This window comes from Bacillus sp. FSL K6-3431 (assembly GCF_038002605.1).
Taxonomy (GTDB): Bacteria; Bacillota; Bacilli; order Bacillales; family Bacillaceae_C; genus Lederbergia.
This window is the reverse complement of the sequence record NZ_JBBOCT010000001.1, coordinates 157,360-181,650: the sequence shown is the minus strand read 5'-3', so window position 1 is coordinate 181,650 and position 24,291 is coordinate 157,360. Positions and strand designations below refer to the sequence as shown.

Annotated in this window: 27 protein-coding genes; 3 read left to right on the top strand and 24 right to left on the bottom strand. The window is 35.7% G+C overall.

The window, feature by feature from the left end; all coding sequences use genetic code 11:
* Window positions 1–2: 2 nt before the first annotated feature.
* The 20 genes from MHB53_RS00835 to MHB53_RS00740 all read right to left on the bottom strand — a co-directional run bounded on the left by MHB53_RS00835 (window position 3) and on the right by MHB53_RS00740 (window position 18,532).
* Entirely contained in the window at window positions 3–824 is an 822-nt protein-coding gene (locus MHB53_RS00835) for a heptaprenyl diphosphate synthase component 1 (RefSeq protein ID WP_340915063.1), read from the bottom strand.
* A gap of 122 nt (window positions 825–946) precedes the next feature.
* A complete protein-coding gene (gene mtrB / locus MHB53_RS00830; RefSeq protein ID WP_340915061.1) occupies window positions 947–1,192 on the bottom strand; it encodes a trp RNA-binding attenuation protein MtrB in 246 nt (81 codons plus the stop codon).
* A gap of 39 nt (window positions 1,193–1,231) precedes the next feature.
* Complete coding sequence (gene folE, locus MHB53_RS00825) at window positions 1,232–1,798, bottom strand: GTP cyclohydrolase I FolE (RefSeq protein ID WP_340915060.1); 567 nt, start codon at window positions 1,796–1,798, stop codon at window positions 1,232–1,234.
* 192 nt (window positions 1,799–1,990) lie between these two features.
* Window positions 1,991–2,263, bottom strand: a complete 273-nt coding sequence (locus tag MHB53_RS00820; RefSeq protein WP_340915058.1) for an HU family DNA-binding protein — start codon at window positions 2,261–2,263, stop codon at window positions 1,991–1,993.
* Window positions 2,264–2,494: 231 nt separating this feature from the next.
* Window positions 2,495–3,973 (bottom strand): stage IV sporulation protein A, encoded by a 1,479-nt coding sequence (gene spoIVA / locus MHB53_RS00815; RefSeq protein WP_340915057.1) that lies wholly within the window; start codon window positions 3,971–3,973, stop codon window positions 2,495–2,497.
* Between the two features lie 157 nt (window positions 3,974–4,130).
* Window positions 4,131–4,838 (bottom strand): hypothetical protein, encoded by a 708-nt coding sequence (locus tag MHB53_RS00810; RefSeq protein ID WP_340915056.1) that lies wholly within the window; start codon window positions 4,836–4,838, stop codon window positions 4,131–4,133.
* A 56-nt stretch (window positions 4,839–4,894) separates the two neighbouring features.
* Window positions 4,895–5,095 carry a DUF2768 domain-containing protein gene (locus tag MHB53_RS00805; RefSeq protein WP_340915055.1) on the bottom strand — a complete coding sequence of 67 codons (201 nt, stop codon included), beginning with the start codon at window positions 5,093–5,095 and terminating at the stop codon, window positions 4,895–4,897.
* Between the two features lie 275 nt (window positions 5,096–5,370).
* Window positions 5,371–6,423, bottom strand: a complete 1,053-nt coding sequence (locus MHB53_RS00800) for an NAD(P)H-dependent glycerol-3-phosphate dehydrogenase (protein ID WP_340915053.1) — start codon at window positions 6,421–6,423, stop codon at window positions 5,371–5,373.
* 42 nt (window positions 6,424–6,465) lie between these two features.
* Complete coding sequence (gene der / locus MHB53_RS00795; protein ID WP_340915052.1) at window positions 6,466–7,776, bottom strand: ribosome biogenesis GTPase Der; 1,311 nt, start codon at window positions 7,774–7,776, stop codon at window positions 6,466–6,468.
* Window positions 7,777–8,219: 443 nt separating this feature from the next.
* The gene (locus tag MHB53_RS00790) at window positions 8,220–8,816 is read right to left on the bottom strand and encodes a YphA family membrane protein (RefSeq protein WP_340915050.1); all 597 of its coding nucleotides are present in this window, start codon (window positions 8,814–8,816) and stop codon (window positions 8,220–8,222) included.
* Window positions 8,817–8,941: 125 nt separating this feature from the next.
* The gene (rpsA, locus tag MHB53_RS00785; RefSeq protein WP_340915048.1) at window positions 8,942–10,078 is read right to left on the bottom strand and encodes a 30S ribosomal protein S1; all 1,137 of its coding nucleotides are present in this window, start codon (window positions 10,076–10,078) and stop codon (window positions 8,942–8,944) included.
* Window positions 10,079–10,227: 149 nt separating this feature from the next.
* Window positions 10,228–10,812, bottom strand: a complete 585-nt coding sequence (locus MHB53_RS00780) for a lysophospholipid acyltransferase family protein (RefSeq protein WP_340915046.1) — start codon at window positions 10,810–10,812, stop codon at window positions 10,228–10,230.
* Window positions 10,809–11,492 carry a (d)CMP kinase gene (gene cmk, locus MHB53_RS00775; RefSeq protein WP_340915044.1) on the bottom strand — a complete coding sequence of 228 codons (684 nt, stop codon included), beginning with the start codon at window positions 11,490–11,492 and terminating at the stop codon, window positions 10,809–10,811. The genes MHB53_RS00780 and cmk overlap by 4 nt, the downstream gene beginning before the upstream one ends.
* Before the next feature lie 305 nt (window positions 11,493–11,797).
* On the bottom strand, window positions 11,798–12,448 hold the full coding sequence (locus MHB53_RS00770) for a flagellar brake protein (protein ID WP_340915042.1): 651 nt from the start codon (window positions 12,446–12,448) through the stop codon (window positions 11,798–11,800).
* Window positions 12,449–12,660: 212 nt separating this feature from the next.
* Entirely contained in the window at window positions 12,661–14,010 is a 1,350-nt protein-coding gene (gene ypeB / locus MHB53_RS00765) for a germination protein YpeB (protein WP_340915040.1), read from the bottom strand.
* A 15-nt stretch (window positions 14,011–14,025) separates the two neighbouring features.
* Window positions 14,026–14,811, bottom strand: coding sequence for a spore cortex-lytic enzyme (sleB, locus tag MHB53_RS00760; RefSeq protein ID WP_340924379.1), 786 nt, complete (start codon window positions 14,809–14,811; stop codon window positions 14,026–14,028).
* A 244-nt stretch (window positions 14,812–15,055) separates the two neighbouring features.
* Entirely contained in the window at window positions 15,056–15,745 is a 690-nt protein-coding gene (gene prsW, locus MHB53_RS00755) for a glutamic-type intramembrane protease PrsW (protein ID WP_340915039.1), read from the bottom strand.
* A gap of 203 nt (window positions 15,746–15,948) precedes the next feature.
* Window positions 15,949–16,917, bottom strand: a complete 969-nt coding sequence (locus MHB53_RS00750; RefSeq protein WP_340915038.1) for a YpdA family putative bacillithiol disulfide reductase — start codon at window positions 16,915–16,917, stop codon at window positions 15,949–15,951.
* A 187-nt stretch (window positions 16,918–17,104) separates the two neighbouring features.
* A complete protein-coding gene (locus MHB53_RS00745; protein WP_340915036.1) occupies window positions 17,105–17,677 on the bottom strand; it encodes an adaptor protein MecA in 573 nt (190 codons plus the stop codon).
* 78 nt (window positions 17,678–17,755) lie between these two features.
* Window positions 17,756–18,532 (bottom strand): metallophosphoesterase, encoded by a 777-nt coding sequence (locus MHB53_RS00740; protein ID WP_340915034.1) that lies wholly within the window; start codon window positions 18,530–18,532, stop codon window positions 17,756–17,758.
* A gap of 134 nt (window positions 18,533–18,666) precedes the next feature.
* On the opposite strand from MHB53_RS00740, the gene MHB53_RS00735 reads away from it, so the two are divergent.
* From MHB53_RS00735 to MHB53_RS00725, 3 genes are read left to right on the top strand one after another with little or no spacing between them, the layout of a single operon-like run.
* A complete protein-coding gene (locus MHB53_RS00735; protein ID WP_340915033.1) occupies window positions 18,667–18,891 on the top strand; it encodes a spore coat associated protein CotJA in 225 nt (74 codons plus the stop codon).
* Window positions 18,892–18,893: 2 nt separating this feature from the next.
* Complete coding sequence (locus tag MHB53_RS00730; RefSeq protein ID WP_340915031.1) at window positions 18,894–19,154, top strand: spore coat protein CotJB; 261 nt, start codon at window positions 18,894–18,896, stop codon at window positions 19,152–19,154.
* A 33-nt stretch (window positions 19,155–19,187) separates the two neighbouring features.
* On the top strand, window positions 19,188–19,757 hold the full coding sequence (locus MHB53_RS00725) for a manganese catalase family protein (protein WP_340915029.1): 570 nt from the start codon (window positions 19,188–19,190) through the stop codon (window positions 19,755–19,757).
* A 314-nt stretch (window positions 19,758–20,071) separates the two neighbouring features.
* Here the strand turns inward: MHB53_RS00725 and MHB53_RS00720 are convergent, their stop codons facing one another.
* The 4 genes from MHB53_RS00720 to MHB53_RS00705 all read right to left on the bottom strand — a co-directional run bounded on the left by MHB53_RS00720 (window position 20,072) and on the right by MHB53_RS00705 (window position 24,259).
* Window positions 20,072–21,061 (bottom strand): YecA family protein, encoded by a 990-nt coding sequence (locus MHB53_RS00720; protein WP_340915028.1) that lies wholly within the window; start codon window positions 21,059–21,061, stop codon window positions 20,072–20,074.
* A 297-nt stretch (window positions 21,062–21,358) separates the two neighbouring features.
* Complete coding sequence (locus MHB53_RS00715; protein WP_340915027.1) at window positions 21,359–22,372, bottom strand: SPFH domain-containing protein; 1,014 nt, start codon at window positions 22,370–22,372, stop codon at window positions 21,359–21,361.
* Between the two features lie 64 nt (window positions 22,373–22,436).
* Window positions 22,437–23,237 carry a TPM domain-containing protein gene (locus MHB53_RS00710; RefSeq protein ID WP_445661384.1) on the bottom strand — a complete coding sequence of 267 codons (801 nt, stop codon included), beginning with the start codon at window positions 23,235–23,237 and terminating at the stop codon, window positions 22,437–22,439.
* A complete protein-coding gene (locus MHB53_RS00705; protein WP_340915024.1) occupies window positions 23,231–24,259 on the bottom strand; it encodes a TFIIB-type zinc ribbon-containing protein in 1,029 nt (342 codons plus the stop codon). The genes MHB53_RS00710 and MHB53_RS00705 overlap by 7 nt, the downstream gene beginning before the upstream one ends.
* Between the last annotated feature and the right edge of the window lie 32 nt (window positions 24,260–24,291).

The following is a 24,291-nucleotide window of genomic DNA, read 5'->3' as shown; positions in this document are numbered from 1 at the left end:
TCCTAACCTTCTTCCACGCTTAATCTTGTCAAGCCTTGAATGCTCGATAGCATTTCTTGAATCCGCGTTTGTAGCATGGGTGGCAATAAAGGCAAGTCTTCGATCAGGCGATTCATATTATTAATTGAATCTGTTATGTAACGAACACTTAATTCACTTAATTTATTTATGTCTGCATTTAATAACTGTGATGTATGTACATTCGAAATTTCAGGCATAAATTGTTTTTTTAGTCTTTCAAAAAAAAGCCCTGTCTCACCGTTATGAAAATCTTCGTATTCCATCATCATTTTTTTCAAAAATAAAAACTCATTAAAAAAAGCTATGTATTTAGTTACATGGAAATGTAGGCAAAACTGTTCGATGACTTCTATTTCTACTTCTTTATATTTACTTAGGAAAGCTTCAAACGTAGGGTCAATACTTTGATCAAGCGATATATTATGCTCATTTACAACTTTAATTGCTGAAGCAAGAGAAGTGATTAGATCCATATTTTCAAGATGTGCCAATATGTGATAATATCTGCCGCTATAATAGTCCCCCGCCAATACAGCTAGTTGACGCTCTTCCAGTGATGTATGTGAATCTGCCACCTTTTCATGCGTATCTAACGCAAGTTGGACTAGCAAGGCTGAGGTAATATACAAATTTTGTTCTGCAATTGTTAACTGAGTATCTTGAAGAGAAATGGACATCATGAGTAGGCGATCCTCGTCTATCTGTGGTGTTCCAATCACTTTCTGAAAATAGGCATTATAGCTTTGCTGTAGTAATAATTTCTTTATATCATTCATCTGTTCCACGTAATCACGCACAGCCATGACGAGCGTCTCCATTTCTTTCTCGATTTAATTTCTTTCTTTACAATCATATTAATTATAACATAAACATTCTCCAAGGTGCGAATGACATTCCTCAAGAATAGTAAGGTTTTCTTCATTATTTATGACTTAGTATTTGTTTTTCCTTCACTCTCCACTTCACCAAATGAAGTAATGATGTTTGCGTTTCCTCGTATTTTCATAGCTGAGGTATGTTCTGTAAACTGCGCAATCATTACTTCCCCATTATCAAGCTTCTCGGAATGATGGAATCTTGTATCTGTTCCTCGTGTTAATCCTATGACATTCACTCCATCTTCCAACGCTTTAATGACGATAAAGTCAGAATGTCCTTTATTATCATTCATTTTATTCACCTCAATTAATAAATACAGATTCTATATGAATTAAGCTTTTATTAATGATAAAACTTCTGATCGTGCCTGACTATCATTTGCAAATGCGCCTCTTACAGCTGATGTAACAGTTTTGGCACCTGGCTTCTTAATGCCTCTCATAGCCATACACATATGCTCAGCTTCAAGGATGACCATCACTCCGTACGGCTCTAGTTTTTCCATCATTACATTTGCAACTGTCGATGTAATTCTTTCTTGTAGTTGCGGACGAGCAGCAACTGTTTCTACAGCTCTTGCTAATTTGCTTAAACCAGTAACCTTTCCATTGCGAGGAATATAAGCAACATGTGCCTTTCCAAAGAACGGAACAAGATGATGCTCACACATAGAGAAAAAAGGTATATCTTTAACAAGCACTAATTCCTCATGCTCTTCTCCAAAAATAGTTTCAAAATATTCTCCAGGATTTTTATTTAATCCGGAAAATACTTCTTCATACATTTTTGCTACACGTTTTGGAGTATCTATTAATCCCTCACGATTTGGATCTTCTCCAATTGCCTCCAACATCATCCTTACTGCTTCTTCAAGCTGTGGGTGATTGATCTCATTCATACCGTTTCCTCCCTATTAACAAACAAACCCCTGTATTTTAGTAATAAAAGTTCTATCAAAAGAAAATAATAAGCCCATCTTATCATATCTTTCACTTGAAACAAAAATAGAAGGGCTTTTTCATTGAATTTGAAAAGGAACCGTCCATGGACGGTTCCTCTGCACATACGCTTCTATCTAGAATGTATGTAATTATTTCACAGCGTCTTTAAGTGCTTTACCTGGTTTGAACGCAGGTACTTTGCTTGCTGCGATTTCGATTTCTTCGCCTGTTTGAGGATTACGGCCTTTACGGGCAGCACGCTCACGCACTTCAAAGTTACCAAAACCGATTAATGCTACTTTTTCACCGTCAGACAATGCGTCTTGAATTGATTGGAAAACAGCATCAACGGCTTTTGTTGCATCTTTTTTAGATAGTTCAGTTGCTTCAGCAACAGAATTAATTAGTTCAGTTTTGTTCATACCATTCACCTCCTCCCGAATAAGAGAGTTCTTGTTCTGTAACTACTATTAAAATTGTGAACAATTTTATGGATTTCTAAACATACACTGTAAGAAATCATTTGAATTACTGATGAACGCGGGATTCATTAGCAATTCTGTTAAAAGATTATCATATTAAATATGTGTTAGCAAGAATAAAAGCCATATTAAATGGAAAAGGTGCCGAATTGGGATATTCGGCACCTTTTTTTATAAAATAATGGCAATTAATCCGCCTGATCCTTCATTAATAATCCTTTCTAGCGTCTCTTTTAATTTATATCTGGCATTTTCCGGCATCATCGCTATTTTTGCTTGAATTCCTTCTCTAACAAGTGAACTCAAACTCCGGCCAAATATATCCGAATTCCAAATCGATAGTGGATCATCTTCGAAGTCTTGCATTAAATACCGTACAAGTTCTTCACTTTGTTTTTCCGTACCAATGATTGGAGCGAATTCAGATTCAACATCCACTTTAATCATATGAATAGATGGTGCAACTGCCTTCAATCTTACGCCGAATCTAGAGCCTTGTCGGATAATTTCTGGTTCATCTAGGCTCATATCAGCTAATGATGGTGCGGCGATGCCATATCCTGTTTGTCGGACCATTACAAGGGCATCCGAAATTTGATCGTATTCTCGTTTTGCATCAGCAAAATCCTGCATTAATTCTAGCAAATGATCTTGCCCTCGAACTTCGACACCAACGATTTCTTTAAGCACTTGATCATACAGATCATCAGGGGCATGTAGATCTATTTCTGCAATACCTTGACCCATTTCAACACCTGCAAGTCCCGCATTATCTATAAAATCGAATTCGTAAAATTGCTGTACGACACGATCTACATCGCGAAGTCGTTTAATATCCTTTACTGTTTCTTTTACCGCATTTTGATAGCTAGATCTTAACCAGTGATTATCATTTAAAACCATAACCCAGCTAGGTAAATTCACATTTACTTCTAGGACAGGAAATTCATATAATGCTTCTTTTAGAACATTTAGGACGTCAGATTCACGCATACTTTCGACAGACATTGCCAGCACAGGAATATCATATTTCTCGGCAAGTTTCTTTCGTAAATCTTCCGTTTCCTGATTATGTGGTCGAGCAGAATTAATGACCATAATAAACGGTTTTCCTACTTCTTTTAATTCTTCTATGACGCGCTCTTCCGCTTCTACATAGTCATTACGAGGTATTTCTCCAATCGTACCATCTGTCGTCACGACTACACCTAATACTGAATGCTCTTGTATCACTTTCCTCGTTCCTATTTCAGCTGCCTCATGGAAAGATATAGGTTCTTCATACCAGGGCGTAGTAATCATTCTAGGCCCATTTTCATCCTCATATCCTTTTGCACCTGGCACTGTATAGCCAACACAGTCTACAAGCCTTACATTTACATCTAGACCCGCATCTACCTGAACCGAGATTGCGTTATTAGGCACAAATTTCGGTTCTGTAGTCATAATTGTTCTTCCGGCAGCACTCTGAGGCAATTCATCTTGTGCTCTAGCTCGATCTGATTCATTTTTAATATTCGGCAAAACAACTAGTTCCATAAACTTTTTTATAAATGTGGATTTCCCAGTCCGAACCGCCCCTACAACACCTAAATAAATATCTCCGCCTGTTCTCTCAGCAATATCTTTAAATATATCCACCTTTTCCAAGAGGTTCCCTCCCATCATTACGTTTTGAAAATATTTTATCTTCAAAACGATTGGACACTATATGTTTATGATGTTGTCCGATTCTGTTATGACTATTAATAAAATAAAAGTAAAAAATCCTTCTTCCACATTATATTGTGTAGAAGAAGGATTATGCTTATTTTTCCATATAAACCGGCTCATCATTATCATCAATTGTGTATGGTAATGAAAATGCTGGAGCTACTGGAGATTGATCAGATAGAATCGGTCTAATATCATCTCCGGGAAGGAATTCGTGTTCAGTTTCCTGTAAACGAAGAAATAAATCACTACTATAATCAACGTAAATTTCGCCCGTCCCAGTGATTACTAGGGGCAGATTATTATTTGTATAAGGCGAACTAACATATTGTTCAGCTTTATAGCCCAATTTAGAATAATCAAGTGAGAATACATTATTTGCTAGCGTATCCTTAAACGGTGGAAATCCTTGCGATTTTATTCTTATTTTAATCTCGCGAATTTTCTCAGCCATTCTTAAATCAATTACCTTTACAGTTGGATTCGTTTCAACATCCATCAAAATATATTGATACACTCCTCCGCTCTCAAACGCATTTCCAGGCGGATTAGAAATGTACTGTGGTGCAAGCCTAGTAAAATCAATAGGATATTTTATATATATATCTGTATCCATATCCTTTGTTTTAATCGGTAATAAACCTCCATTAGATTCTTGGAATTTATTTACAGCTAGTTGTACACCTTCTATTTGATCTTCATATGGGACCAAATTCTCTGTTTTCTTATCTTGTGGATAAAAGCATCCTGATAATAATATGGATACCATCATAAACATAGACAACTTGAAAATGACCTTCATCCATTGTGTCATCCTTTCTATCATCATCTTTCTAATCTACTTATTGTCCATCTTATTTAACTTGTTGGACCTGTTAAAACGACAAAAAGCATGAGCAGTCCACCTAGTATCATAAAAATCCACGCTGTAAGAGCAGTAACAATTTTCAAAATACCTTTATTTAATTTGTATCGACTAATATAGATTGTGAACATTGCCAACGCTAAAAGTATCATACCAAGAATAGATATCCACATTTTTTGCATAGATAGTGACATTTTATTTTCCTCCGTAGCTTTGTGTTTTACAGCAACGCATTCGTTATGTATTTTCCAAAAGCAATTATATCATGTATAAAAAAATAAAAGCAGTTAAATACTTACGAAATGATGTCCATTTATGTAGTTCTTTAGTGAAATACGAAGAAGCAAAGGATATAAATCCCTTGCTTCTTACACGACAAACAATACCCATACCTGCTATTTAAGCAATGAACTTCACCGCATTATATGCTAAAAAAACGATTGTGCATTACCTTTTGCCCAGCAGACTGTTATTGTTCTAGTTGCTCACTTAATATGTCAACAAGATCTTCCATTTCATTCGTTTTCAAACGTCCCATCAATCTATCAACAGCAGCCTTTGAATTGACACCATTAAATAATATGCCATAAAGCGCCTCTGTGATAGGCATATTAGCTTGATATTTTTTAGCAAGCTGATGTGCCGCCTTAGTCGTCCTTACGCCTTCAACAGCCATTCCCATATTATTTAACACATCTTCAAGCTTTTGGCCTTTCCCAAGTAGGTTCCCCGCTCTCCAATTCCGTGAGTGCACACTTGTACAAGTGACAATCAAGTCGCCAATACCAGCTAAACCAGAAAATGTTAATGGATTTGCACCCATCTTTGTTCCTAGCCGTGATATTTCAGATAATCCTCGAGTAATTAACGCAGCCTTCGCATTATCACCATAGCCTAAACCATCTGAAATACCTGCAGCAAGTGCAATAATATTTTTTAAGGCCCCACCTATTTCCACACCGATCAAATCCGGGTTTGTATAAACGCGAAAATGTTGATTCATAAATAAATCTTGAACCTTCTCTGCATTTTTCATATTTTTTGCCGAAACCGTAACAGTTGTCGGATGACGTAGTCCCACTTCTTCAGCATGACTTGGCCCAGATAGAACAACAACATCCGTCAACAGATGCTGTGGTACCTCTTGTTCAATCATTTCAGATATTCTCATTAATGAATCAGGTTCAATCCCTTTACTGACGTGGATATATGTTGCAGCATATTGTTGAATAGATACAATTTTCCTCATCATATCTCTAATTGCTTTAGTAGGTACAGCAATCACTACTGTCTCGGTGTTTTCCAGAACATCTTCTAAAGATGTACTCGCATGAATCGTTTCAGGAAGCTGAATACCGGGCAAATACTTTTTATTCATACGTTCACTATTAATAGCTGATGCATGATCACTATTTCTAGTCCATAAAGCAACCTGATGATTGTTATCGGCTAAAACAAGTGCCAATGCTGTACCCCAACTTCCAGATCCAATAACTGCAATTTTCTCTTTTTTATTCTGCATTAAGCTCACCTACTTATTATCATATATTTTGCAACATTTTTTTTAGTTACGTTGCCTCGTTATAATCCTAATCGGCGTGCCCTCAAAGCCAAAAGCATCTCTTATTCGATTTCGCAAAAAACGTTCATAAGAAAAGTGCATGATTTCAGAATCATTCACAAATACGACAAATGTCGGCGGCTTGATAGCAACTTGTGTAGCATAATATACTTTAAGTCTACGTCCTTGGTATGATGGAGCGGGATTCATTGCAACGGCATCTACAATCACTTCATTTAGAACACTAGACTTCACACGTTGCGAATGATTTTCGTTTGCTTTTTGAATTGCTGGTAGTAAATTGGTTAAGCGTTTTTTTGTTTTCGCAGAAACAAATAGAATTGGAGCATAATCTAAAAATAAAAAATGTTCCCTAATTTGTTCTTCAAATTTCAATATTGTTTTTTCGTCTTTTTCGACGGCATCCCATTTATTTACTACGATAAGAATGGCCCGTCCAGCATCATGTGCATAGCCGGCAATTTTTTTGTCCTGTTCACGAATGCCTTCTTCACCATTAATTACTACAAGAACGACATCAGAGCGTTCAATAGCTTTTAAAGCACGGAGAACACTGTATTTTTCAGTACCTTCATATACTTTTCCTTTTTTTCGTATCCCCGCGGTATCAATAATGACGTATTCTTGATCCTCATATTGGTAAGCAGAGTCAATTGCATCCCTAGTTGTTCCTGCGAGGTCACTTACGATCACTCTTTCCTCACCTAGTAATGAATTGACAAGTGATGATTTACCCACATTCGGTCGACCAATAAAGCTAAATTTAATGACATCTTCACCGAATTCTTCCTCTTCTATCAGCGGAAAACTTTTAACAACTTCATCTAAAAGATCTCCGATACCTAAACCATGCGATCCAGAAATAGGAAATGGTTCGCCAAATCCTAATGCATAAAAGTCATAAATCTCCGCCCGCATTTCAGGGTTATCTACTTTATTTACAGCTAGAACAACTGGTTTTTTTGATCGATAAAGAATTTTCGCCACTTCTTCATCAGCAGATGTTACGCCTTCTCTGCTATTTACGATAAAAATAATTACGTCTGCTTCTTCAATTGCTATATGCGCTTGTTGTCGAATCTCTTCTAAAAAAGGAGCATCTCCAATTTCAATACCACCTGTATCAATTAAATTAAATTCATGTGTTAACCAGTCACCTGGGCTATATATTCGATCTCTTGTAACACCTGGTGTATCTTCTACGATTGAAATTCTTTCTCCTACAATTCTATTGAAAATTGTCGATTTTCCTACATTAGGACGACCTACAATCGCCACAGTTGGTTTAGCCAATGCCATCACTCACTTTTTAGTTAAATTATTCATTATCAGCCTTTGATGCATTTATTTATTCATCAGCTTCAAATTTTCCTTTTTTCTTCTTTATTATAATATAGTCATTTGCGGATACACTTTACTATGTGTGAGATGTCATCTAGTTTAGTTGTCCACAATATACAAGTGTGCAGGCGCCCAGAAGTTCTGCATGATGCAAATTACACAGACCTTACCACGAAATGTGGCGTTTTTATTCAGCGTTTCTCCTCCACTTTTATCACTTCATGTTATCATAGTTTTTTATAAAGTGAAACTTCCACCTCTATATATGGAAAGTCACTAAACAGTGAAGCATATGTTCACATAATGGACAGCAGAATATTGCCAAGAACGCGACTTTCTTGGTCTATGTTCCTTCCATCAGAAAGCGGATGGATAAAATCGCTTTTTGATGTTACTTATTGCTGAATCTTCTTTTTGTTTAGTAGCGTGAGCATATCGACCAATTTTACTAACCCGTGTGCTCCTAGTAAACAAATGAAAGTTACGCAAATAATATCAAAATAGACCGCTGTTCCGATTAAATATGGCATATTCCAGCGTGAAATTATTATCGCAAATAGAATTTCTCCATGAATTGATCCTAGACAAATCAAAATAAACCTCCACTTAAGTGATAACGGATAAATTAAGTAGGAAAAAAACAGGAAGATAATCGATAAAAAAACTCTCCGATCAAAGAAAACCCAAATAGGATCATACATTTCCAATAATTGAAAACCCGAATATCCAAACATTAATGCAATAACTGAAAAAACGAGATATGTTTTTTTTAGAAGGGGGAGTTTGGACGCAATATAGTAATTAATGAGTAACAAAATAAATATCGAACAGCTAATCGTAACCGAAAAGGCTGGGATTAGAAGAGGGGTAGTAATAATCAACAATAATGCTAATACAGCTACAGATAATCGGTTTTCCTCCCGTTTATCCATGATAAATGTTGCGTAAATCCAAACACTCCACAACAAAAACAATGTTACTAATCCATCCAAAACGAACACCTCCACCCATACATTATCGGAAAACAGGCGGAGATTTAATCAACAAAAGCAAAATAATAAAAAGCTGCCTCTGTTGCTTAATCTTTTGATTAAGCAAAGCAGTGACAGCTCTCCTTTTATTTTTTAAAGTTCTTCAATTTATCACCGATCATATCACTTAGTTGAAAACCTTTCGTTTCTTCAGGTACTTCATAATTATTTGAGTTATATTCAGATTCTTCTAGCTCTTTCATACTTAATGAAAGTCTTTGATCATTTTCATTAGCCTCTAGAACTTGAACCTTTACTTGTTCTCCTTCTTGCAATACCTCGTGTGGCGTTCCAATATGTTTATGCGATATTTGTGAAATATGCACCAAGCCTTCTACACCTGGAAATACTTCTACAAATGCACCAAACGATACAAGACGCTTTACGGTACCTTCTAGGATTGTGCCTTTAGGTGCCTTTTCTTCCACTTTCGCCCATGGTCCAGGTAATGTTTCCTTTATAGATAATGATATTCTTTCATTATCGCGATCTACAGATAGTACTTTTACTTGAACTTCTTCCCCTTCTTTAACCACATCAGAAGGTTTTTCAATATGCTCATGTGACAGTTGTGAAATATGAACTAAGCCGTCTACACCACCAATATCGACAAAAGCACCAAAGTCAGTCAAACGTTGGACCGTTCCACTCAAAATTTCCCCTGGTTCTATCTTTTCTAATAATGCCTTTTTCTCTTTGTTTTTCTCTTCTTCTACAACTATTCGATGTGATAAAATCAAACGGTTTTTATCACGGTCTAACTCTACAATTTTAAAAGAAAGCATTTTCCCTTGATAATCTGAAAAGTCTTCTACGTAATGATCCTCTACCATAGATGCAGGTACAAATCCTCTAACACCTAAATCTATGACAAGTCCACCTTTTACTACCTCATTCACTTCGGCATCAAATATTTGATCATTATTAAAACGTTCTTCAAGAGATTCCCATGCACTTTCTGCATCTACTTTTCGTTTGGAAAGCACAAGTAACTCCTCTTCTACTTTTGTCACGATAAGGTCTATCACTTCATCTTCTTGAACAATGTCTGAAGCCTTTTCCACATGTAGACTAGAAAGTTCACTAATGGGTATTAGTCCGTCTACCTTGCTTCCTTCAACATTAACAAGGACCTGTTTCTCTTCAATTTTTGTAACAGTTCCTTTTACTTTATCACCTTCAGAAAAATTTCCCACTTCTAAGTTTTTCATTTCCTCAGACATATGTACTCCTCCTCTATCGGCTTAAAAATGCTCAAATTACGCGTTTTTATCATTTTAATAAACCTGATTGCATAAATCCTCACATAATTCAAAATAATCGTTATGTTACTAACTTCTTATAAACACCCGTTTTTGTCAAGCATTTGACGTTATGATTTGTTTTCTTCGATGATATTTTTAATTTCTAACATAATTGCATCCGTCGCATGCTCTGCTGAGACTTTATTATTCCGCATTTCAGTGAAGTCAATCGGTGGACCAAATACAACTTTTAATTTTTTAAAAGGTTTATATGGCCCGATTATTGCACAAGGTACAACATGGGCACTTGATCTTAAGGCAAAAAAGCCTGCACCTGCAAGTCCTTTGCCGATTTCGCCATTTTTACTCCTTGTCCCTTCTGGAAAAAGACCAACAACTTCACCTGATTTCAATAATTTCAATCCGTTTCTTAATGCTTCCCTATCACTCATACCTCTTTTAACCGGGAATGCTTGGATACTTTCCATCAGCTTTTTTGACATTGGGTTTTTAAATAACTCCGCTTTTGCCATAAAATAAACCGGTCGTGGACAAGTAAAACCGACAACAGGTGGGTCAAGATTATCGATATGATTTGTGCAAACCAAAACGCCGCCTTCTTTAGGAAATTGCTCTGCTCCAATTGTTTCAATTCGATATAGCGGCTTTAATATTGTTCTTACAACCGCTCTCGCAAAAATATAAAAACTCATTGCGCTTCGATCCTTTCCTGTGCCAATTTCATAATTTCATTAACTACATCGGCAATTGAAAGTTCCGATGTATCCATTTCAATTGCATCTTCAGCTTTTACCAATGGGGATACTTCACGTTCCATATCAGTTTTATCGCGAATTTCGATCTCTTGCCTCAATTGGTTGATATCTGATGTGAATCCTCTTGATATATTTTCTTGATGACGCCTTTGTGCCCTTATTTCAACACTTGCCAACATAAATATTTTTAATTCTGCGTCTGGAAGTACACTTGTCCCAATATCCCGCCCATCCATAACGATGCCCCCATCTCGCCCCAAAAGTTGTTGGCGTATGACCATTTCTTTCCGAACAGCTCGGGAAGCCGCTACTGCTGATACTAGGTTTGTAACATCTGCCTCACGAATTTCAGCTGTTACATCCTGTCCATCCAAAAAAACCAATTGACCTCTTTTAGACGGTTTTAATTCAATTGTTGTATTAGGCAATAACTTCTCCAATTCTTGCTCATTTTGAATATTTATTTGTTCCGTCATCGCCTTATATGTCAAAGCTCGATACATAGCACCTGTGTCAACGTATATGTAAGACAGTTTTTCGGCTATTAATTTTGCAACAGTACTTTTCCCTGCTGCTGCTGGACCATCAATAGCAATACTAATTTTCTTTTTTTCCATCTTCATCACCTGCTAATTCATTAATTACAATATAAAGGGTGTTCAAAAAGCTGTCGAATTATTAAGATCGCTCACGTCCTATGAGCAGCACATCCTGTGTAAATGCTCTGGTGGTCGAAAGTTGCGCTTCCTAGAACTTTGCCTGATAGGAAGTCCTAGTGCCGACGCTGCAACAATACTTGGCGATCTTAGCCGGCCTTGGCCCTTTTTTCATCCTTTTGAACACTAAATATAAATATTTGTAACTTAATATTAACACACTCATCACATAAATTTTAAGAAAAAAATATGATTATTATCGAATGTCAAATTCCCATTTCCTTCTTACGTCTTTCTAGTTGTTTCTCAAAACTAAAGCGAATTAATTGTTGCTCATATTTATCACTGTTCATGAATTGTAAAGACGCTAGTGTTATATTGTTTTTTTGATGTACCCGAGTAACTTTGCAATCTAAATCCAAATAATGAAATTCTTTATTTTGCATTGGTAGAACGACGGTCGCAATTCCCACCTCTCCTTCATCTAAATATACATGTTTTGGAATAACAACCGCACAGCCACCGGCACTGAAATCATCAGATATTGTTGCAAACCTAGCTTCACTTAATGGAAAATGACAAGCTATATCTACTGAAGTTTCAATCCTGACAAATTCTCTTCGTTGGATTCTTTTTATTTTTTCCGCCAAAGGATAGTGAAGTGATATCATCGGGATCGAAGCTTTCATTCTACCAATCACATGGGATTCAAAAATGTATGCATCAGAATTTCCATCGACGAAGTTTACATACAAAGACGTGCCGGTAGATAAAAATGTCGTTCTATTGGTAGTTAAACTAACTGGATATTGAATAAATATTACATCGTTATTAAAATCGGCAATTTTAGACTTAAACTTTTCTATATTGTTTTGGCTATGCATTTCAAGAATAACTTCCATACCTACTTTTATCAATGAATCCACTTCCTATAGTAATAGTAATATTTCCCTATATTATCGCATTTTTTATACTTTTCTGCCAGTGTATTTAAAAGTTAAGCTAGGTTTATCAATTATTGCTTAAACAAATAATAAGAATTCTTACTTTCATACTTAAAAAAGAATAAAGCCAAGCGCGCAAAAAGATACGGATCGACTTTTTCGTCAATCCGTATCTTTTGCACTACTTATACGACATCCTCATAAACTGACTCGGCATTTTGTAATTTTTCAACCTTTTCTTCCATGCCATTTTCGGCATTGATATAAATGCGGTACGTATCCTGATTCAACGTCCCAATAAATTCAAAACATAATACTTCTTCACCAAGTTCATTGACTATAATCGCCTGGCTATCCTCCATTATCTTTACATTTGAATTAATAAATCCTTGTGCATCAGTGACGGATAAAGCCGGTTTCTTTATTTCTCGTTTCTTCGTGCTCTTTAAATAGTCATCAGCTGCAAATCCAATAACCTGTCCATTATCAAGTGCAACTTTAATTTTTATCGATTCCGGATAAATCTTAATTCCGTCTTGAACAGATGTAAATGTAAACAAACCAATTGTATTGTATTGTAGACTTTCAGATAACTCCAAGTTTTCATATTCATTATCACTTAAAAACTTTTCTGCGTTTACTACTGCTTCATTTAAACTAATCTTTTGTTCACCTATTTCGCGGTGATTAATAAACCAGATTGGATAGCCACCTTTTTTGGTAATATCGAAGCTGGCACTATTTCCTTTGCCATCATCAAGATTAACACTGTAAAATCCATATTTGGCCCCTTTGCCGTTTTCTGAAATAACTGTATCCTTAATTCCAGATAAGCCTGAATATTGCTTGGCGCGTTTTACAGCATCATCCTTTGTAATGGCTTTCCCAGTTAAGTGATCATAGTTTTCATCTTTTTGCTTAAAAGAAACCAATGTAGGATCTTGTAGATTTTCATCTCCATATCCTTCTACTTGTTTCTCAACTGTTTTAAAACCATCCATGATTGTATTATCTGCACTTTCCTTACCAGCCGCCAATGCCATCTCCACATCCATCCACCGCAAATTATTCTTTAGCACAAGATGTTGTACATTTCGCAATTCCTTTCTGATGTCATTGCTTTGGCTATATAATTTATTTAACGTAGCATATTCTTCTTTTGATAAAGGGTTATTGTCAAGATCTCGCACAGCGGTTCGGTAACTAAAATTACCGATGTTCGCTAAAAATTCTTCCGTTTTATTAAATGGAATTAGTGTAAGTGGGAGCTGTCCTACTTCCGCACGAGCTTCTGATGTAATTCTCCAAACATCAACCAATGTCGGTGAAAGAGACTTTTTAGAATTCATCGCTAATGTGGAACCTATTTTGTCGTGAAGATCATCCATTTGATATGTTAAATTATGAAATGCACGTTGGTAAGTATTCTCAGCATTAATTAATATCGCATTTTTTTCTTGATGCTCCTGATATCCCCAGAATGCAGTTCCAGCGACACCAATCGCCAATAAGACAATCAATATATTCCTTATCATTATTGCTCACCTCCGTTATTTACAAAAAATATGTTTGCCGATTTTTTTTATTTGTGGTCTTGTCCATATCCATGCGCTTGTGGCGGTATCTGGATTGAAATAATACAAGGCACTTGTAGATGGATCCCAGCCATTTATAGCATCTAATACGGCTTCTTTTGCTCTTTCATTGGGTGTAAGCCAAATTTGACCATCTGCGACAGCTGTGAAAGCACGCGGCTCAAATATGACACCTGAGACGGTATTAGGAAAGGATGAGCTATTCACACGATTTAGTATGACCGCAGCAACTGCTACTTGTCCTTCATACGGTTCTCCTCTAGCTTCTCCATATACAGCGTTCGCCATTAACTGGATATCGTTTTGTGAGAAGCCTGCAGGAGTATTTGTTCCTTTATTTTGGGATTGTATCTGATCTTCTTTTGCCCCATTTTTGTTTGGCTGATTTGGTGAATCTCCCCCGCCATAATGAGTAAATGACTTTCCTTTTTTCAATTGTCCTTGTACATATTGCTTATCGTATTTAGATGCTTTTGTTAATTTCGCTTTCGTTTTTTCTCCTGCCAAACCATCGATAGGAAGCCCAAAGTCATTTTGGAAGTTTCGTAATGCCCAATACGTGCCCCATCCAAATACACCATCGATTTTTCCAGTATAAAAGCCTAAATATTGAAGGCGGGCCTGTAATTCGATTACATCGTCACCAACAGCGCCTTTTTGAATGACCTGATTTGTAAACGCTTGAGTCTCATGTACATGATGCGTAGATAACGTCATGGCACATATCAATAAAATAGACATAAGTTTAATCATTCTGCCAGACTTCATTTTATTAAACCTCCAAGAAAATATTTCATGAAGATAGTGTCTGAAATAATTAGATTTTTTATTCATCATAAAAGCGCACCATTCTTTGATTTAGAATGGTGCGCCTTTATGCGGGTATTATCCGCCATTATTTGTTTTCGAAATTAGAGATAATATAATATAGCTAATTAACTATAGCTTTCAATAAAAAAATCCAAATAACTAACTTTTTCCCTTATCAAATAATATCTGCGTTTTCGCGGCCAGATCCGATATAATGCTTTTTCGTCAATATATGTGCATGTTTTACCTTTTTTAAACCGAGCCACCATAGGAAAAACATGAATGGAAGCAAATAATACATCCATTTCCCTTCAGCTAAAAGGATATAATCATAAAAACCATGTAATAAAAAAGGCAATAAAAAAGAATAAAATAGCCAACGTTTTCTTTTACCACCGATATTAAACTTTGCTTTACCTAGATAATATCCCATAATTACACCAAATAGAGCGTGGCTAGATACGGGGAACATTGCTCTGCCAAAGGCAAACCCAACCCCATTCGCGAGCAAAAAGAGAATATTCTCAACAGTAGCAAATCCCAATGAGATACTTGCTCCATATACAATACCATCAAAAGGCTCATCAAAATCAGCATGTTGATACACGGCTAAAAATAAAATAAACCATTTAAAAAACTCTTCCAATAATGAAGCTGATACAAAAGAATGGAGAATATTATTTATTATAAGACCTTCCGTGTCCATCACATATTGAATAAACATGATTGGAAAGGTTAATACCACACCAAATATAAATATTTTAAACACAGTTTTAATTGGTTCTTGCTCATATTGATCCTTCAAATAAAAATAACTTAGCAGGGCTAATCCTGGGGCGATACCTGCTGATAAAATGAACAGCATAAACAGCCCTCATTTCTTTCTGTTTCTTATATCGTACCATGGAAAAGAATAATTTAACATGCTCTATTTGTGAAAGGTTTTATTAATATTTAGTCAGCTATATTTAAAACCTTCTTGTAAAAAACGCAAAGTATATAATTCGATTTTCCAAAAAGAATGTATGTGAACGAAACATATCCTAGCCATTGCCGGCTAGGATATGTTTAGGCTTCATTCAATTGAATTGCTTTGGAAATTTGACCACCATGAAAGCGTCCATTTTCGATAAAGATTTCATTTGCGTCATTTCCAGCTGCAATAACGCCTGCTATAAATAAATGTGCAACATTCGTTTCCAATGTAGTTGGATCAAAAACGGGCTTTCCTGTTTCATGTTCAATTTCGACACCCATATCTTGCAAAAATGTGTGATCTGGATGATAACCTACCATGGCAAACACAAAATCATTCACTATTTCTTTTTCTTCTAATTCATTATCATATTTAATTGTGTTGTCAGTAATTTCGATTACAGAAGCATTAAATTCCATTTTTATTTCTCCACTTTTTACAAGTGCGATAAACTCAGGAATGATCCAAGGTTTTACACTCGGTGAATAATCTTTTCCCCTGTATAAACAAGTAACTCGCGCTCCAGCTTTATGGAGTTCCAAAGCAGCATCCACAGCAGAGTTTTTACCACCAATTACAGCAACATCAGTATCAAAATATGGATGACCTTCTTTAAAATAATGAAAAACCTTTGCAAGTTTTTCCCCCGGGATCTCCATCATATTCGGATGATCATAATATCCTGTAGCAATAATGATATATGTTGATTGATATTGACCTTTATTTGTAATCACTTTAAATGAGTCATCTTTTTGTTTCTCAATATGCTCCACCGTTTCAAAGCGGTTTATGCGCAAATCCTGACTTTTTGCTACTTCCCGATAATATGTCAATGCTTGATTTCTATATGGTTTTCTTTCCACTGTAATAAAAGGGACATTTCCAATTGCCAGCTTCTCACTGGAGCTAAAAAAAGTCTGATGGGTTGGATAATTGTAAATGGCATTTACAATATTCCCCTTTTCAATAATAAGTGGGTTTTTACCAATTTCTTTTAGCGCAATGGCCGCTGCAAGACCACAGGGACCACCACCAACGATAATACAATCTTCCATTTGCAAAATTGAAACGCTCCTATCTTGCCGATCACAAGGTTTCGCACAAATATCGTACAAGTTAAATTGGCTGGTACGAACATGGCACATCTTTACTATACATAATTTATAGAAAAGCGAATCGGATATTAGTTAGAAAAAATCTCCTATTTATATGATAGGAGATTTCAAAATGGAGTGCAACGATATTGATTTAAAAATATTTATTGATTGTTAAAATCGCCGATTTTTCAATAATTAATTTTCCATATTCGCTTAAAACAGCTGGAGTAATAGATGTGCTCGCGCCGAATTCCTGACATAAGCTTTCCATTCCAACATGGGATATCGTATCCACTTTGATTATTAAGTAATAAAAGCTGTTCATTGCATATAACCAGCTTTCTAAATGTTCGGGCTGCAATTGAATAGCAGCTTTGGCTAAGGAAATACAATCCTCAATATCATCAAACATAAAACCAATTTCCTCTTTTTCAAATATAACCTCATCGATTTTTTTAATAATCTTTGGATCAGCTAATTCCTCTTCATCTATTGTTAATATCAAAACAAGTTCTTTCGAAGTAAGAGAAAAAATTTCTATAGCTACTGCTTCACATTCCTCTAATTCAAATATTTTACTAGCTTCAATTAGCATTTCATCAAATAGTTCATCCCATATAAAAGAATCCTTCATCATATCTTCTTGGATAAATCCCTTTACTGTCAACTCGTCAAATGTAATGGAGTATCTAATTTGATTTGGTGATATCCGCTCAAGTTTCATGAAACCGCCCCCTGAATGCTGCTCTTATATTTATATTATGAAGCGCAATGTGGATGGTTCATAAATTGAGTCTGTTCATCAAATCTGAGTATCACTATATCCGATCGTAATCAGATGTGTTTCCGATTTTGCGCTAAACCTTAGTGGTAAAAGTCTAGTACCATAACCATTACTGATAAAAGTAGTCATTCCTTTTATCATTCTTATTCCCCCTAGTTCGTATGGCCCGTAACCAAAAAAGCGAATTTGTCCCCCGTGTGTATGACCGCTTAAAACAAGTGATATATTATGTTCGTTTATTAATTCATCAATAATTTCAGGATTATGAGAGACCAATATGCGAAAATCATCATTTTCTCTACCTTGCAATAAATCTTCCATTGGTTCAGGGGCATTCGTGAGATCGTCTACTCCCATCAATGCAAGTTGTTTGTTATTTTTTCGAAGTAATAATGTTTCATTTCTTAAAATTATTACTCCACACTCTTGTAAAAGTGCAACTAAGCGATCGGTATCTACTTTGTAATCATTATTTCCCCAAACAAAATAAACAGGTCCAATTTGTTTCAATTTAATCAAATTATTTTTTACACGAGAAAAAGGAACCCCTTTTTCTGTTAAGTCGCCACCTATAATGACGATTTCTGCTTTTCCTTTGATGTCATCTACAATTCCTTGATTTATTTTTCTCCGATGAATATCTGATATGAAAAACAAAGCAAAATCACCAAATTCTCTTGGGAATTCTGAGAAACCCAATCTATCTGTTTTTATATGATTTGCAAACGCTTCACATAACATATAGATTCCTAGAATAATAAACACGCCGATCATTAAAACAAATAATAAATCCATTCAACCACCCCGCGTTAAGATTAGCTTTTATCATACCATATTCAAACATAACCGATTAAAATGAAAGCTTTTCTGGAATGCAGGCAAGCCATTATTCATACAATCAATAATGAGTGTTTAAGGAGGGAGATTTTATGCCTAATTTCTATCAGACTTATAAACCATATATCAGCCCATTTGACCCGTGTCCACCAATAAAGGTAAAAACATTTTCAACTCCACCGAATTTATTTATGGGCTTTCAGCCGCCAAACTTACCGCAATTTTCTCCAAATGAAGCATTACGTAAAGGTACATTATGGAAAGCTTTTTATGATCCGTATTTCAGCCCATATGAAAAGGCAAGAGAGGAGTCTTAAACATGAAACAGATGCCTCCCGAATATTATAAGGAATTGGAGAATTTACAAACAGTAGACTTTGTGATTGTTGAATTAACGCTTTATTTAGACACGCACCCAAATGACCAAGACGCTGTTCACCAGTACAACACTTTCGTTCAACAACGAAAAGCCATCAAAAAACAATTTGAAAAGAACTTTGGACCATTAACTAGCTTTGGCTACAGCTATTCACAATATCCTTGGGATTGGAAAGATGCCCCTTGGCCGTGGCAAGTATAAGAAACTAGTTTCATTGAGGAGGGCGGGTCTAACATGTGGGTTTATGAAAAGAAACTGCAGTATCCTGTTAGGGTTAGCGAATGTAATCCAATGCTTGCAAAATTTTTAATGGAACAATACGGAGGAGCTGATGGCGAACTAGCAGCTGCACTTCGCTATTTAAACCAGCGCTACACAATACCCGATAAAGTAATTGGACTACTTACGGATATTGGCACCGAGGAGTTTGCACATTTAGAAATGATCGCAACTATGGTTTATAAACTGACCAAAGATGCCACACCAGAGCAACTGAAAGAAGCCGGTCTTGGTGCGCATTATGCCAATCATGATAATGCTTTATATTACGAGAACGCTGCCGGAGTCCCTTGGACAGCGACGTATATCCAAGCAAAAGGAGATCCGATTGCAGACTTATATGAGGATATCGCAGCAGAGGAAAAAGCACGTGCGACTTACCAATGGATTATTAACATGAGTGATGACGTAGATTTAAATGATGGTCTTCGTTTTCTAAGAGAGCGGGAAATTATTCATTCTCAAAGGTTTCGAGAAGCTGTAGAAATTTTGAAAGGAGAACGGGATCGGAAGAAGGTATTTTAACCATTCTAATCCGTAATATTTATATAGAAAGATCACTAATATAATAATAATCCTTTTGTGATTTCCTCAACCAATATACCTTTTGAAATTCTTAAGCATTTCATGATCATACGCAGTTATTTTGCTAGGTACTTAAGCTTTTTGATTTACTATTGTATTTGGCTCTGCTAATCAAATATTAGTTTTATTTTTCTCATAAGTAACATTAGACGCAATATTGCACTAGTCAATCTTTTTGGAAATTAATTGAAATTCATAAAAAAGCAAAGCTCCTCTTTATAAAAAAGGTCTTTGCTTTTTTGATTTATTATTTTTTATGTCTTGCTACTATAATACACATTTAACTCATTGTAATATTTATTTAGTGAACCAGTGGAAACTTCGAACCAGTCGGCAATTTCTTTGATAGTCAATGCAAGAGGTTCAAATAATGAATTCTCTTGACCGAACCGAATAGCTCCAGCCGCTATTGCTACTTCCTTCCGTGCATTCGGCTGCTGTTCAACTAAATAATCTTCAACTATTTCTAGTAACTTTTTAGGATTCCGGTTATTTTTCTCTAAAAAATCCATTGCTTCAATTAGAACTCCTGCTTCAAAATTGGTGAATTCTCCTCCACCATACCCGTCTTCACCGAGTAGCTTCCAAAAAGATATACCGTTTTCTTTTAAAAACGCAGAAGCCGATTGATGTTTTTCAGATTCAAATTGTTTTGCGAATTTCTCAAAAACAGCTTTATGGTCAGTTGGAAAGAAAATCAAGCTAGAAACCGCCAAATAATGGTTTTCTTTGGATGTTCCGTCAGGTAAAATGAAACAATATACATGCACGCCTACTGGAACCGGCTTATCACTTTCACGCCTCAATCGTATCGTTTCATTTTCCAAAATATTTTTCACAGTCATATAAATCGCATCGATCGCTACGACTTCACCAATTAAACTACGTGGATCTGACCACGTAGTTAATACTTTTTTTACAGATGGACGAATTGTCTTCTTTTGTTGCTTTTCCAAATAATTCTTCCAAATTTCTGGTTTGTGATGAAAAAAGAATTCATCCATTACAATCGATTCAATCATCTCCTCCATTAAATACTGCTTTAGTGGTTCATTCCACTTTTTCACTAAATTTAAGTATTCACTTACGTCCTTTCTTTCGGGATACTCCTCGTAAAAAGTTTGTAGCATTCTTTCTAACTCTTCCGATTGCACTTCTTCTATTGATATTGCCTTTTCTGATTGACAACATTTTTTATATTTTTTCCCGCTCCCACACGGACACGGATCATTACGACCTACCATACGAACACGTCCTTCAACAAATAAAGATATTAATTAAGTCTAACATTATTTATCAATAATAAATAGAAAAGCTACTATGATCTTAAATGTCATAATTTACTGACGTTTTTTAGCTAGAAAACAACTAAGATCATCACAAGGTAAATAAGTACAGAGTATATAAAATTTTTACATCAGTGAACTCATAATAAAAATGTCTCCTTTATACCAGTAGTCTGGTGAAAGGAGACATTCTTATTGTATAAACCTAAAATTTGCAGTTTAATTGTTTGTTAGGCCATATTACACCAACTTTTATTAAACTAGTTTTTGGCCACAATTCCCGCAAAAGTTTCCTCCTCCAGTTTTTTCTCCACAGTTAGGGCAAAAATTAGGCTTTTGATTTCCTTCAGAAGTAATGTTGTGGTCTGCATTGGTTGAATTCTTTTGTGTTGGTTTTGCTTGCGCCGGGGCATCTTGATCTTGATTTTGATTGATATTTTTCATCATTTGATTGGCAACGTTCATGCCCATCATCATTCCAGCCATATCTGAAGCAGCTCCACCACCTTTGACTTTACCGGAAGCGATCCCATCCGTCATTGAAACCTGTTGATATCTGTTCACATCACCAATCATTCCATGGGAAGCGGTCTTGGTGATCATATCTTGAATTTCTTTTGGATAATTAAAGCTCATTATATTAAAGCCAGTGATGGTCATTCCACTATCGATCATTTGCATATCCAGATCTTCCATGATGCCTTTTGCAATATCAAAAGCATTCGCCTGTAAATTAAACATATCTTTTCCTTCTCTAGTAATCCACTTCATCAAGAGCTGGTCGAGAACGGAGGTAATCCTAATCTTAATATCCTCGACAAGATAACTATTTTTTATTCCTGCCACTTTATCTATAAGTGCAATATAATCATTAACTTTAAAATTAAAAGTACCATTGGCACGAATAGGCATCCCACCGGGAAGTTGTAAAGTTGGAATATTAATCGCATTTTTAGTGCCCCACTTAACTGTAAACTCCTTCGTATTCACAAATAATACTTCCACCCTCATACCACTATTAAAACCAAACTTAAAACCTTTTAACGTGGATAAAAAAGGGATAATCTGCGATTCAATATTATAATCCCCATCATCTTCAAAAATCCCTTCGATCTTACCATTATTTAAAAATATCGCATCTTGACCGGGGCGAATAATCAGTCTACTTCCTTTTTTAATCTCCTCATTACTCCACTTCCAAAAAATCATATCATCTCTAAATTCTTCCCATTCAACAACATTAGCAAATTGACCCTTGAAAAACCCCATCTTTCATCATTTCCTTTCTGAATACATCCACTAGTATTTGCTTATCACTTTTTCTGACTATCGATTAAAAACTTCCCCTACTACCACTATGGGAGTGGCCTCCCCCTGTCACTCCACCACCGCTTCGTCCGCCTCCACTACTGCTATTATTTGATGGCTTTTTACGTTTTGAAGTGGATGTCCTTATGTAGGTATCTTTTCTTTGAAGAACTTTTGAACTATTAATATCTCGATAAGTCTTTTCGTTAATTGTTTTCTTCCCGCCTGAGTTATAAACCATCACACCGACAATCATCCCAGCAAGCGCAAGTGAAGCAATGATTTGAAACCAGATATTAAATAATATATTATCTGGACTTATCCCTGGTTTGATGCCCATATAATTATAGGATGTTGTGATAAAAGTTTGAAATGCTTGTTCATAGTTTTCATTTGATAAATCTGGAGTGATTTTTTCTCGGACTAGTGTAGCCCTCTCATTATCCAAGTATTTTTCACCCTTATAAAATCCAGCTACTTCCACATCTTTATGTTGCATATCAATCGTTAAGATTACAGTATTTCCATGAGGTTTATCATATCCTGGCGCGTTTTCATCATAAAAATCTTGCATATACGGAACGATATCTTTTCCTTCCGTATCATTAGTAGTTAATATAATGAAGTCTGTTTTTCTCTTTGCACTATATTTATTAGCCATTTCTTCCAGATTCTCAATCTCGTCTTGATTTAACAGATTCGCAGAATCATAAATATGCTGCTTCGTCTCATTAGCGGCTAATGTATTATTAGCGATAACTGGAATAATCAGAAGGATGGCTATAAGGAATAACCCCATTCTTACACATATTTTAGTTTTCACCAAAAACCACCTCCTAAAATCATGGAGATTAATTTTAGTGTAATAAATGACGTACCAGCAATACCGCTAAACCACATAGCAACTTTCGAGTAACTAATTGGAGGTTTCCCAATCACTTTACCTGTTTGCCCATTCATCGCAAATGTATGTTCCGTTTTATCAAAATCATAATAAACCATCCATACTGGCAGAAGGACGTATGAAGCATGTTTTTTCTTCGTATTTATTTGTTTATGCTTGTAATTAACAGAGGAATAACCTGAAATCGTAGAACTAATATAGGTTTCTATGAAGTTCTGTATTTTTGTTTTTGCACGGGGCAAAAGATCTGCATCTGTATAATTATATTTTTCCGCAATATATCCCGCTAAATACGGGGTTTTAAATATTTTTAATTGATCGTAGTGATATGGTTCCAATTTATCCATTATTTCATCATTCATTTTTTCGGATGCATCAACTGGTACTTTTACATAATCTAGATTAATATCGCGATATACATCAAAATATTTTGTTTCTGTATAAATATATTCGCCTCTTGTGTATGTTTTCACTTTGGTACCTTGGGCATCAACCTTGACCTTACTATTTAAGTCATACAACCAAAAAGGAACATACATCCCAGTTATCCCTTTTATGCGATCAGCTGTCATAAACCCCTTTGGTGTCAGTAGGCCATTCTTACACCAGGTCTGAAAAGCCTTTTTTGCTTCTTCCTTACTAATTGTAAAAGGAATAACCTTTGCAGGGGCTAAAATCCCCGAAAGTCGATCTCCTATAACCACTGCAGCTCCACAGAAGCTACAAGTAGTTGCCGTTGTTTCCGCTTCCGTAATGAGCACAGCACCACAATTTTCACAATGATATTCATTCGCCTCTTCTTCTGAAAAAGTAGCCTGAATAAGATCTTCTGAAAATTCTTCTATGTTTTCATTTCTACCGCAACTATGGCAAGAGAGCATACCAGTTTCACTATCGAAATCCATATCATCTCCGCAGTTAGGGCATTTATATTGTATGATCATCTTCTTTTCACCTCTCTTGATAACACATTTCC